A 12,826-nucleotide genomic window follows, 5' to 3' on the forward strand; every position below is an offset into this window, starting at 1 on the left:
CATATTGTGAGTATTCGGGCAGATAGATGTGGTACAGCGTCAGACAAACAAATAAAATATATTGAAAATTGTTATACATTTTTTAATATGAACAGAAATAAACTTTCACATTGGGATGATGCAACACAGCCGCTTGATACAACAAAGTTGCTTAGTGTTGAAGAAGCACATTCATTAATTAAAAGAACATTACAGCTCATAGATGAATACTATCAGGACTGAAACTAATAAGACTGAGAAAGGAGAATCCATACATGAATGATTTTAATATTATAGATATTGAGAATGAAGAATTTAATATTCTGATATTAATGATGACTTGTGATTCTCCATTTGATTATATTACAGAGATTGCAGAGCAGCTTAATAATAAGCAATTTAAAGGTTCGGTAATAATAGACGAGATGCTTCATAGTGGTAATAGCGATGAGAGATTTATAACAGGTTATTTTGATGGAGTGGCATTTGATGAGAATAGCTTTAGATTCTTGACGGTCCCAGCCAGAAGTGATCTGCGTCAGCCTATGTGTACTTATCTTGCATCTGATTTGGATGTGCTTAATTACAGTATTTTGACAATTAGGCAGCAAAAGCTTATTTCAAAAGGATGTTATATATAATTGTTGAACAAAGAATTAAATATTTTTAAAGCAATACCGCATCTGGTACAGATATTAAGATATCGGCTAGGATGCGGTATTTTTTTGCATCCATGAAAATGCTTTTGTCCAGGAGTGTGATTTAATATAATTATAAAATAATAAATATTTCGGAATCATATGATTATGTGAATAATGACGATAATGTATGTGACGGGCTTGATTCGCATGCAACATATGTTGGAAGCGTGATACTTGACTGTCTCGGCAATGCGTCCCAGAAAGCAGATTTAAGAATTGCAAAGGTTCTGGAAAACGGACGCGGCAGCAACTATGACGCATATACAGCAATTCTTGACCTTGCAGACAGGCATGTACAGCTTATAAACTGCTCTTGGGGAGGTAAGACGGACAATAAGATGCTGGCATTTGCAATGAAATACGCAGCAGAGCACAATTCAATAGTTGTATGTTCAAGCGGTAATGACGGAGGTGCAGTTGCTTATCCTGCAAAATATTCCGATACGATTGCAGTAAGTGCATGTGACAGTGACGGTAAGATAGCAGATTTCAGTAATACAGGAAGTGAGATAACCTATTGTGCTCCGGGAGTTGATATAGTGGTTGATGGTGTTGAAAACAGCCGCCGGATTGTGTCCGGTACATCATTCTCAGCACCTGCAATAACTTCTATGAGTGCAATATCAATTATGGATAATACGAAAATATATATAAGCTTTAATCATTCTGATTATAACGGATATAAATTCAACAGGTCGGAATTGCAGTCGGGAGATTATACCGTCTCAGTATTTGCAAGATATAATTCGGGAGAAGGCCCTGAGTCATCGGTTGGCTGGAGCAGCAGTACTACGTTTGTTATAAAGTAGATAAAGCAGATAAAGGCTGCCTTGCGGGGCAGCCTTACACCAACGCCTACACACCTTTTCTGTACAGATAATAAGAATAAGCAAACGGTACAACGAGAAACAGAACAATCACGATTGCCGGAATATATGAAGTTTTTAAGAATGCATTTGCGATAAATGCAATTCCGCAGATTATAAGAAGCCATGAGCTCATGCGGTTGGTACGGTTCCAGTTCTCTTCGCTGTTAAGTGTCCAGCTTATTTTGACTCCGATGCTGTAGTTCTGCTTGACCTTATGCATGTAGTTACCGAGAACGATGAATATAATACCCAGCAGAATATTAACAAAGAGGGTTATATCAATATCAATCCCAAGAGCAGTGCCGTAGATGACAATTGCTTCAACAATTGAAACTGCCGGTGTAATCCAGAGTATAAGGCACTGGATCCTGGGGCTGATATTCTGTCTTCGCGGGTCGGATGTTGTAACTGCGAAAACAAGCCACTGGATAGCAAGCATGAACAGAGGGATACCTAATACCGCTGTTCCTTTGCTGCTCCAGCCGTTGACGTTATTGGCAGCATCAAAATGTGTCGGAATCATGTCAGGAAGACTGTTCCACATAACCAGCCCGAATATTACGGGAATGATAAGGATGATACTTGTAGATATCATAGTCCATTTATATTTTTTCAGCATACTAATCTCCATTCCGCAGGCACAAAGTGCCGGAGGAATCGCGGGCCAAATGTCAGATTTGGCTCTGCGATAGATGCTATTTGTGGTGCCTGCGGCACAAATAGCTGTGTAAAAAATAAGATATCAATCTTATTTTTCACACTAATCTCCATTCATATTTGTTGTTAAATTCCTGAGCCATAGCATAATCTCATCAACTACTGAGGTGTTAAGCTCGTAATAAACATAATTTTTGACTTTTGTTTCCCACACCAGATCAGCTTTTTTGAGGATGTTCAGGTGATATGAGATGGTTGCACCCGTCATGTCAAAGTGGCTTGCAATCTCTCCGGCAGACAGTCTGCCATTCTTTAGAAGCTGCAGGATATCGCGGCGTACAGGGTCGGACAAAGCCTTAAATGTATCGGCGAAAGCCAAATTATCACATCCCTTCACATTAAGCATTTAGAAATATTTCTAAATAGATAATATTACACACCTGCTGCATAGTCAACAACTATTTAGAAAAATATCTAAATATAGTAAAGGTGGGATTACTTGAAAAATCTGTCACTTGTAATGAATAATTTATTCATATATTATAATTAGTGTAATCGGTAATACATTAACAAAAGTTTAAGAAAGGTAACTGAACTTATATGAGAAAGACATATAGAAAAACGCAGATAATAACAGCGGCAATTCTCGCAGCGGCGCTCGCACTTACAGGCTGTGCCGGAAAGCAGCCTGATAGCAGAAGCACACAGGAAAATGGCACACAGCTTCAATCTCAGAATCAGCAGAATCCTGCTGCCGATACAGAAACTGATAATCCGGGAACAGATTCTGCCAAGCAGTCACAGGCAGATTCTAAGACTGCGCCGGAATCAGCACCGGCACCGGATAAAGAGACATCAGCACCGGTAGAGCAGACACCAATATCAAAGCCATCTGCTCCGGTATCACAGCCGACACAGGAAGTTCAGGTTCCGGTTACAAATCCGGTTCCGTCTCCAACTACAGCACCAACTACAGCACCAACTACAGCACCAACTGTGGTACCAACACTGGCAACTGCGGATTCATCACAGGATATCGTATCACAGGCAAATGCTCTGTCAGCAGCCAATATTGCATATTACAGCGAGATACTTGAGCTGGTTAACAATATAAGGGCAGAGGCAGGCGTGTCACCGCTTACGCTTGATATGACACTTTGTCAGGCAGCAACGGTAAGAGCAATAGAGATGGATAACACAGGGGTATTTTCACATACAAGGCCTGACGGAACAGACTGCTGGTCTGTATTCAAATTATACGGAATTACCTATAGAACATGCGGAGAGAATATTGCAATGGGTCAGAGGACACCAGCACAGGTAGTTGAGAGCTGGCGCAATTCTCCGGGACATTACGCTAATATGGTCAAAGCGGGCTTTGGTAAGCTTGGTGTCGGCATGAGCAACAGCAACAGAATCTATTGGGTGCAAATGTTTACCAACTGATAAAAGAGTGGTAGAATATTCTGTATAAAATAAACCTGACAGATTGGAGATAGTGTGAAAATACAGATTGGTATCTGATTTTTCACACAGCTATTTGTGCCGCAGGCGCCACAAATAGCATTTATCGCAGAGCCAAATCTGACATTTGACTCGCGATTCCTCCGGCACTTTGTGCCTGCGGAATGGAGATTAATATGACAAAGGTTAATGCATTTTTACAGGATGGATTTGAGACAGTGGAAGCACTTGCAGTTGTTGATGTACTTCGCCGCGCAGGAATGAATGTTGAGACGATTTCGCTGATGGACGGGCTTGAGGTTAAGAGCGCGCAGAACATTATTGTTAAGGCAGATAAGGAATTTGCCGGATATGATTTTGCAGACACGGATGTATTCTTCCTTCCGGGCGGACCGGGTACGAAGAATTATGAGACAAAGCCTGAATTTATAGATGTAATTGCCAATGCTTACAAAGAGGGCAGGCTTATAACGGCAATATGTGCTGCACCAAGTGTACTTGGTAAGATGGGACTCCTTAAGGGACGCAGGGCAACATGTTTTCCGGGATTTGAGAATGCTCTTGAGGGTGCACAGGTAACGGGCGGACGCGTAGAGACAGACTGCAATGTCATAACAAGCCGTGGTATGGGAACTTCAATAGACCTGGGACTTGAGATAATAAAAGTAATCGAAGGTGAAGAAAAGGCACAGAGCATAGCAAAGAGCACACAGTATCTTGATTAACATGAATCTTATTGCAGATTCATATGATACCTGCGGTATATTATACTGCAGGTATTTTTTAATTTGCAAAATGCTTATGAGCGAGAATTTTATACGAAATTATTCAAGGAATGTTATATAAAAACGACAAAGCAACGCAGGTACGCTTGCGCTGCTTTGCCGTTTTTACACAACCGTGATTAAAATAGTACGTGAATAAATTACCTCCCATAATCTAATTTTGCATATTGACAATATACCCTGTGGGGGTATATATTAAACGTGCAGGCAGCGCACTGATATAGTTGCAGCACAATGTAAGCGGTTTTGCAGGTTATATGGCATAGCTGCAGTTATTATAAATGACAAACAGACACAAACAGACTGTCGGGAATGGAGAGGTAGTATGGATAATAATGGTTCAGAGGAGAAGTGCATGAAGGAATGCTGCTGTTGCGGGCGCAAGAAGGAACGCACGGCAGATGAGTATAAGAAGCTTATCAACAGGCTAAACAGAATTGAAGGCCAGATAAGAGGAATTAAGGGAATGATAGAAAAGGATGCATACTGTACGGACATTCTCGTACAGTCAGCGGCAGTAAGTGCTGCCATGAATGCATTTAACAGGGAATTGCTTGCTAATCACATACGGACATGTGTGGCAGATGATATCAGAAAGGGTAATGACGAGGTTATAGATGACCTTGTTGCGACACTTCAGAAACTTATGAAGTAGCGCCATACGGGACGGAGGTGGAATGAATTGAAACAATACACAGTTACGGGTATGAGCTGCGCGGCATGCAGTGCGCGTGTTGAAAAAGCAGTGTCAAAGGTTCCCGGAGTAACATCCTGCTCGGTAAGCCTGCTTACTAACTCAATGGGAGTTGATGGAGATGTATCGGAGCAGGCGGTAATATCAGCAGTAGAAGCGGCAGGATATGGTGCTGCACCGAAGGGACAGGGAATATCAGAAGGCACACAGAACATGTACAGCAGTCAGGAGGAAGCGCTGGCAGACCATGAGACACCTGTGCTTAAGAGGAGACTCTGGTGGTCGGTTGGATTCCTTGCAGTGCTCATGTATATTTCTATGGGACATATGATGTGGGGCTGGCCGCTTCCGTATTTCTTTGACAATAACCATGTTGCTATGGGACTGGCACAGATGCTTCTGACAATAATTATTATGGTAATTAACCAGAAGTTCTTTATCAGTGGCTTTAAGAGCCTGTTCCACGGAGCACCGAATATGGATACACTTGTTGCGATGGGTTCTGCGGCAGCATTTGTATACAGCACGTATGCGCTGTTTGCAATGACGGGAGCACAGGTTAACGGTGATATGGCGGCAGTAATGTCATATATGCATGAGTTTTATTTTGAATCGGCGGCAATGATTCTTACACTCATAACAGTGGGTAAGATGCTTGAGGCACGTTCCAAGGGCAGGACGACTGATGCACTCAAAGGACTTATGAAGCTTGCACCCAAGACGGCAACCATTATAAAGGATGGAGCAGAGAAGGTTGTTCCTGTTGAAGCGGTAGCAAAGGATGACATATTTGTTGTAAGACCGGGAGAGAATATTCCTGTTGACGGAGTTGTGGTTGAGGGCAGCAGTGCCGTGAATGAATCAGCTCTTACAGGTGAGAGTATACCGGTTGATAAGGCAGAAGGCGATAATGTATCTGCGGCAACGATTAACCGGTCGGGCTTTATAAAGTGCCGTGCAACGAGAGTCGGAGAGGATACAACACTTTCGCAGATAATACAGATGGTAAGTGATGCAGCGGCAACCAAGGCACCGATTGCCAAAGTAGCTGATAAGGTATCGGGGGTATTCGTTCCGGCTGTAATAACAATTGCCGTGATAACAATAATTGCATGGCTTATTGCGGGACAGAGCTTCGGCTTTGCACTCGCAAGAGGAATATCGGTGCTTGTAATCAGCTGTCCGTGTGCACTTGGACTTGCAACTCCGGTTGCAATTATGGTTGGCAACGGAATGGGTGCCAGGAACGGAATACTGTTCAAGACGGCTGTCTCACTTGAGGAGACAGGCAGGATTCAGGTCGTTGCGCTTGATAAGACAGGAACGATTACGAGAGGTGAACCGGAGGTTACCGATATAATACCGGCAGAGGGTTATACGGAGAATGAATTGCTTGGTAAGGCACTGGCGCTTGAAGTTAAGAGCGAACATCCGCTGGCGGGTGCAATAGTAAGACGGGGCTCGGAGAACGATATTACACCTGATGAGGTTACTGAATTTGCGGCACTTCCGGGTAACGGACTTAAAGCACGTCTTGCCGGTTCGGTAATCACAGGCGGCAGCTTAAGCTATATAAGTAACCTTGTAAATGTTCCCGAAGACATGAAAAAACAGGCAGACAGCCTTGCAGGTCTTGGAAGGACACCGCTTCTGTTTGCTGAGGATGACCGGCTTATCGGTATAATAGCGGTTGCGGATGTAATTAAGGAAGACAGTCCGGGAGCGGTTGAAGAGCTTAAGAATATGGGTATCCACGTTGTAATGCTCACCGGAGATAATGAGCGCACAGCCAGGGCAATCGGTGCTCAGGCAGGTGTTGACGAGGTTATAGCGGGAGTACTTCCTGACGGCAAGGAGAGCGTAATACGTTCGCTCAAAAAACGCGGCAGGGTTGCAATGGTCGGTGACGGGATAAATGACGCACCGGCGCTTACAAGAGCGGATATAGGAATAGCAATCGGGGCAGGTACAGATATTGCAATGGATGCGGCTGATATAGTCCTTATGAAGAGTTCTCTTGCGGATGTTCCTGCCGCAGTAAGGTTAAGCCGTGCAACACTTACTAATATACATGAGAATCTGTTCTGGGCATTTTTCTATAATGTAATAGGAATACCGCTTGCAGCCGGTGTGTGGATTCCGTTATTCCACTGGCAGCTTAACCCGATGTTTGGCGCGGCAGCGATGAGCCTGTCAAGCTTCTGTGTAGTATCTAACGCATTGCGCCTGAATCTTTTTGATATGCACAATGCGAAAAAAGATAAAAAAATAAAAGCAAAAAATAACATGAAAAAGGAGAATAATTCAATGGAAAAGACAATGAATATTGAAGGAATGATGTGTGGACACTGTGAGGCAACAGTAAAGAAGGCACTTGAAGCAGTTGACGGAGTATCAGAGGCAGTAGTAAGCCATGAGAACGGTACAGCAGCAGTTAAGCTTGAAAAGCCTGTAGACGACAGCGTTCTGCGCAAGGCTGTTGAGGATCATGATTATAAGGTGACAGGAATCAACTAATCCGGAAGCCATACAACAGAAACAACATGCAGAACATAATACAGAGCAGCAAAAAGCACGCAGCAGCCTGTCAGTGAAATCTGATAGCTGTTACGTGCTTTTTGCTGCATATATTACACTTATTACTTACGACTTATTGCTTACAGTCTCAATGAGATTCTGCATTCTGCCGGCAATGCTGTTAAGAATAGAGATGTTGGAGTCTTCATTCTCCATAGTCTCAGCAGCATGTGCGGACAATTCTTCTGATACGGCCGATATGGTCTGGATGGATTCAACAATAGCCTGATTAGCGGTCTTAAGCTCATCAATGCTTGATGTAAGGTTGTCAACATTATCTCTTATTGCAAATGTATTATTCTGGATATTATCAAAACTCTCATGAGCTTTGATTGTGGACTGCTTCTCAGCATTAATGCCGTTAATCATCTGCTCGATTACGGATACGACTTCCTGAATTGCAGCAGAGACATTCTCGATGAGAGTAGTAATATTATCTGTGGCATTACTTGTCTGTGATGCCATCTTGGTAATCTCTGTTGCAACTACGGCAAAGCCTTTACCTGCTTCACCAGCTCTTGCAGCTTCAATACTTGCATTAAGTGCAAGTAGCTCTGTCTGTGATGCAATATCTTCAATAAGACCGATGATTGAATGCATCTGCTCTATATGAGAACTGAGATTCTGCAGCTTGGCAGCGGCATTCTCGCTGTTATGTACGGAATCATCAACATGTGATACAAGATTAATCATCTCCCGGCTTCCTGCCTCAAGACAATCAAGCGTCTTCTTCATGCTGTCGGTTATATGGCCTGCCGCATCATCAACAACATTAACTTTCTTCTGAATCTCTTCTGTCTGGATAAGCTGGCTCTGGACTGCATTAGCTGTATCAGTCGCACCGGTTGAGACATCTTCCATAGTTGACTGGGTGGCTTTGCCTGCTTCATTCAGCTTGGCAAGTTCATTGTAAATCTCATTGATGCCTGTCTGCATCTTCTCAGACATCTCAGATATATTCTTAAGCAGCTCGTCACTTTTCAGATGTGACTCCTCAAGCTTCTGAAGCTTCTGGTCGGAGTTGGCTTTTGATACTTTTGCAAGAAAAAGAGCAAATATGCCAATCATGACAGTAATAAGAATCTGGATAACGGCGGAATCCTGGCCTGCATACCCGAGCCGGCCTGTTGTTGCACCTATAATAACCGCAAGTACATTCTCGATAACAACGCCGGCGTTAATAAGAAGCATGTAACGTATGTCATTATAAATGGATGCTACCAGAACAAGCGGAAGCACAAATGCATAAATAGCGCTTGTAGTTGCAGTAAATATGAGACATGTGTAGTATACGGCAAAGCCTATGGCAAGAAGATGGTATATTGTCTGTGTCTCATGATTCTTTTTCCAGAATATGCGCTCTGCGATAACAGGAGCAAAACCTATTACAGAAAGAACTATGGCATATACCCATGACCTTTCACCGTTCCATGCCTGAAGAAAGCACAGAATACTGATAATAACAACTTCACAAAGATGGGTATTCATTGCAAGCCGGTTGTTGCGCTCAAGCTCGGATGAAAATTGGAATTTTTTAGACATTTATACACCTCCGACACATTTTTACAAAATCTGTTATTATTATAGTAGAAATGTCTGAAATATACAATAGTTGACAAATTAAATACTTTAATAACAATACTGTTTTTACTTTATTATATATGTTATAATGTCATTCAGCAGAAAAATGTGCCGGATAAGGCACGGAAATGAGGATAAAGATGAAGAAGAAAAAAACAGGCATTATGCAAGAAGGCATTGTGCTCGTAATGTGTCTTGTGGCACTGCTTTCGCTGGCTTCATGCGGCAGTTACAAAGAAGTCAGAAGTGTAGATGATCTCGAGGGAAGCCGTATTGGTGTACAGCTTGGAACAACCGGAGATACATACGCAAGTGATTATGAAGGCGATGATGCCGGAACAGTAATTGAGCGTTATAACAAAGGTAATGATGCAGTACAGGCACTTAAGCAGAAGAAGATAGATGCGGTAATCATAGATGAGCAGCCGGCACTTGCATTTGTTGAGAAGAATAAAGATCTTAAGATTCTTGATGAGGAATTTGCCGTTGAGGATTATGCAATATGCATTTCCAAGAACAATACAGAACTTAAGAAAAAGATTAATTCAGCGCTTGCAGAACTTAAGGCAGACGGCACTTTTGATTCAATCGCAGCCAATTATACGGGAAACGATGATGAGAAGGGTAAGACACCTTACGTTGCCAAGAATATAGAGCGCCCTAACGGAACACTTGTTGCAGCTACCAATGCGGCATTTAAGCCATATGAATACTATGATAACGGTAAGATGACAGGCTTTGATGTAGACATGATTCAGGCCGTATGTGATATCCTCGGAATGAATCTTAAGATGGAAGACATGGAGTTTGACTCGATCATTGCTGCCGTGCAGTCAGGCAAGGCAGATGTTGGCGTTGCCGGAATTACCGTAACAGAAGACAGACTTAAGAATATTGATTTTACGGATTCCTATACAACATCTAAGCAGATGATTATTGTTAAGGATCCTGATGCAGCGTCAGTAGGCGGAAGCATAAGTGAGAAGTTCAATGATAACTTTGTTAAGGATTCACGTTGGGAATACCTTATTAAGGGTCTTGGCAATACACTGCTCATAACATTATTTGCAATTATAATCGGTATTGTTCTCGGTTTCCTTATTGCAATTGTACGTACTAATCACGATAAGAATGGCGGACTTACTATACTTAACGCAATCTGTAAGGTTTATCTTACTATTGTGAGAGGAACACCTGTAATGGTTCAGCTTCTTATCATCTATTATGTAATATTTGCAAGCGTTAATACAAGTAAGATTCTTGTTGCAGTAATAGCATTCGGCCTTAACTCTGCCGCATATGTTGCGGAAGTAGTACGTTCAGGTATCATGGCGGTTGACAATGGACAGTTTGAGGCAGGAAGAAGCCTTGGACTTAATTATTCGCAGACTATGAAGAGCATTATTCTTCCACAGGCGGTAAAGAACATCCTGCCTGCACTTGGTAATGAGTTTATCAGTCTTCTTAAGGAGACTTCAATCAGTGGTTATATCGGGCTTATGGATCTTACTAAGGGCGGTGATATTATCAGAAGTATCACATATGAGCCATTTATGCCTCTGATAGCAGTAGCAATTATATATCTCGTAATAGTAATGATTCTGTCATATGGTGTTGGCAGACTTGAAAGGAGACTCAAGAAGAATGAGCGATAATCAGAATTTTAACAATAATGTGCTGATTGAAGTAAAAGACCTTCATAAGGCATTTGGTGACCATGAGGTTCTTAAGGGAATTAATACTACGATTTCAAAAGGAGAAGTTGTTGCAATAATAGGTCCTTCAGGCTGTGGTAAGTCAACATTCTTACGTTCACTCAATATGCTTGAAGTTCCTACATCAGGTTCGGTTCTCTTTGAGGGTGTTGATATTACGGACAAGTCTGTTGATATCAATAAGACACGTCAGAAGATAGGCATGGTTTTCCAGCAGTTTAATCTGTTCCCTAATATGACTGTTAAGGAGAATATTATGCTTGCACCTGTCAAGCTTCAGATAATGGGCAGTGAGGATGCCGAAGCCAAGGCAGAAGAGCTTCTGGCAAGAATAGGTCTTGCTGATAAGGCAGAGATGTATCCTGACCAGCTCAGCGGAGGACAGAAGCAGCGTATCGCAATAGCGCGTTCACTTGCAATGAATCCGGATGTCATGTTGTTTGATGAGCCTACATCCGCACTTGATCCTGAGATGGTAGGTGAAGTTCTCAGTCTTATGAAGGATCTTGCAAAGAGCGGAATGACAATGGTTGTAGTGACACATGAGATGGGATTCGCAAGGGAGGTTGCAAGCAGGGTAGTATTTATCAATGATGGTACTATTCAGGAAGAGAATGCACCGGAAGCGTTCTTTGCTGATCCTAAGAATCCGAGACTTAAGGACTTCCTTTCTAAGGTGCTTTAAAAATGTCTTTGAATCAGAGATTCTGTTAATAAGGAGAAGATATGAGTAATACAAGAAGCAGTAACGGCGGCAACAGGCCAAGACACAGAATGAACAGAAGGCAGAGAGAAGAACTCATGCGTAAGAGAAAGATAGCAACCGCAGTTATTCTTATGGTTATTATAATTGCTGCTGCCGGAATTATATGGGGCATTGTGGCACTTGTAAGACATTCCCGGGGCGGCTCTGATAAGCCACAGCACAATTCGCAGGTAACGCAGACAGCACAGTCAGGCCAGAATGAGACACAGGCAGCCGGTTCGGTGACACAGACCATGACAGCTGATACTGTTGCACATACGACAGATGATGTGACAAGAGTTACACCTCCGGCAGATATGACGGAATCATCGGAAGGCACAGCAGTACCTCAGGAAACAGCATCAGTGGCAGATGTTCCGCCTGTTACATCTGCTGTGACAGCATCTGCGGCACATTCTGAAGATGAGAATACTGACAGGACATTCACGACTTCCAAGGGATTCACAGGATATGTCAAGGACGGAGTTACATATATAGACGGCTACCTTCTGGTTAATAAGACATACAGCCTTCCGTCTACATATGTTCCGCAGAATCCGGATGTTCCTGTAACGGCAAGCTGGAGTACAACAAGCCTCGACAAAGATCTGATGGATGCATGGAGAACTATGAAACAGGATGCAGATGCACTTGGTCTTAATCTCGTGCTTTCAAGCGGATACCGTTCTTACAGTACACAGGTTACGCTTTACAACAGATATGTTGCACAGGATGGCAAGGCAGCTGCCGATACATACTCGGCAAGAGCCGGATACTCAGAACATCAGTCGGGACTCTGCTTTGATCTTAATTCAATTGAGGACAGCTTCCAGTATACTGATGAGGGTAAGTGGGTTAATGACAATGCTTACAAGTATGGATTTACAATAAGATTCCCTAAGGGAAAGGAAAGTTATACCGGATATCAGTATGAGTCATGGCACCTGCGCTATGTTGGCAAAGATCTTGCACAGAAGCTTTATAATAATGGTGACTGGCTGTCACTTGAGGAATATTTCGGTGTGACAAGTGAGTATAAAGATTAATAATATGAGATAA

13 protein-coding genes are annotated in these 12,826 nt (G+C 42.6%); 10 read left to right on the forward strand and 3 right to left on the reverse strand.

Annotated elements, in window-relative coordinates; all coding sequences use genetic code 11:
- Positions 1-87: 87 nt before the first annotated feature.
- The 3 genes from NQ488_03100 to NQ488_03110 all read left to right on the forward strand — a co-directional run bounded on the left by NQ488_03100 (position 88) and on the right by NQ488_03110 (position 1,489).
- Positions 88-222 carry a hypothetical protein gene (locus tag NQ488_03100; protein ID UWN96314.1) on the forward strand — a complete coding sequence of 45 codons (135 nt, stop codon included), beginning with the start codon at positions 88-90 and terminating at the stop codon, positions 220-222.
- Positions 223-254: 32 nt separating this feature from the next.
- A complete protein-coding gene (locus tag NQ488_03105; protein UWN96315.1) occupies positions 255-620 on the forward strand; it encodes a type II toxin-antitoxin system RnlB family antitoxin in 366 nt (121 codons plus the stop codon).
- Between the two features lie 167 nt (positions 621-787).
- Positions 788-1,489 (forward strand): S8 family serine peptidase, encoded by a 702-nt coding sequence (locus tag NQ488_03110; GenBank protein ID UWN96316.1) that lies wholly within the window; start codon positions 788-790, stop codon positions 1,487-1,489.
- Positions 1,490-1,535: 46 nt separating this feature from the next.
- On the opposite strand, the gene NQ488_03115 is transcribed toward NQ488_03110, so the two are convergent.
- Complete coding sequence (locus NQ488_03115) at positions 1,536-2,168, reverse strand: SdpI family protein (protein ID UWN96317.1); 633 nt, start codon at positions 2,166-2,168, stop codon at positions 1,536-1,538.
- Between the two features lie 141 nt (positions 2,169-2,309).
- Positions 2,310-2,585, reverse strand: coding sequence for an autorepressor SdpR family transcription factor (locus NQ488_03120; GenBank protein ID UWN96318.1), 276 nt, complete (start codon positions 2,583-2,585; stop codon positions 2,310-2,312).
- 221 nt (positions 2,586-2,806) lie between these two features.
- Between NQ488_03120 and NQ488_03125 the strand changes: the two genes are divergently transcribed.
- From NQ488_03125 to NQ488_03140, 4 genes are all read left to right on the forward strand, one after another.
- Positions 2,807-3,652: a CAP domain-containing protein gene (locus NQ488_03125; protein ID UWN96319.1), complete on the forward strand. Its 846-nt coding sequence runs from the start codon at positions 2,807-2,809 to the stop codon at positions 3,650-3,652.
- Positions 3,653-3,846: 194 nt separating this feature from the next.
- Positions 3,847-4,395: a DJ-1/PfpI family protein gene (locus NQ488_03130; protein ID UWN96320.1), complete on the forward strand. Its 549-nt coding sequence runs from the start codon at positions 3,847-3,849 to the stop codon at positions 4,393-4,395.
- Between the two features lie 385 nt (positions 4,396-4,780).
- A complete protein-coding gene (locus NQ488_03135; GenBank protein ID UWN96321.1) occupies positions 4,781-5,110 on the forward strand; it encodes a metal-sensing transcriptional repressor in 330 nt (109 codons plus the stop codon).
- A gap of 27 nt (positions 5,111-5,137) precedes the next feature.
- On the forward strand, positions 5,138-7,666 hold the full coding sequence (locus NQ488_03140) for a heavy metal translocating P-type ATPase (protein UWN96322.1): 2,529 nt from the start codon (positions 5,138-5,140) through the stop codon (positions 7,664-7,666).
- A 126-nt stretch (positions 7,667-7,792) separates the two neighbouring features.
- Here the strand turns inward: NQ488_03140 and NQ488_03145 are convergent, their stop codons facing one another.
- Entirely contained in the window at positions 7,793-9,268 is a 1,476-nt protein-coding gene (locus tag NQ488_03145; protein UWN96323.1) for a methyl-accepting chemotaxis protein, read from the reverse strand.
- A gap of 179 nt (positions 9,269-9,447) precedes the next feature.
- Here NQ488_03145 and NQ488_03150 point away from each other — a divergent pair, with 179 nt between their 5' ends.
- Genes NQ488_03150 through NQ488_03160 form a run of 3 tightly spaced genes read left to right on the forward strand, consistent with a single transcriptional unit; the run spans position 9,448 to position 12,813 of the window.
- Entirely contained in the window at positions 9,448-10,962 is a 1,515-nt protein-coding gene (locus NQ488_03150; protein UWN96324.1) for an ABC transporter substrate-binding protein/permease, read from the forward strand.
- 22 nt (positions 10,963-10,984) lie between these two features.
- Positions 10,985-11,707, forward strand: a complete 723-nt coding sequence (locus NQ488_03155; GenBank protein ID UWN97091.1) for an amino acid ABC transporter ATP-binding protein — start codon at positions 10,985-10,987, stop codon at positions 11,705-11,707.
- Between the two features lie 41 nt (positions 11,708-11,748).
- Complete coding sequence (locus tag NQ488_03160; protein ID UWN96325.1) at positions 11,749-12,813, forward strand: M15 family metallopeptidase; 1,065 nt, start codon at positions 11,749-11,751, stop codon at positions 12,811-12,813.
- Positions 12,814-12,826 lie beyond the last annotated feature (13 nt).

The sequence above is a fragment of the [Bacteroides] pectinophilus genome, from assembly GCA_025146925.1.
Lineage (GTDB): Bacteria > Bacillota > Clostridia > Lachnospirales > Lachnospiraceae > Bacteroides_F > Bacteroides_F pectinophilus.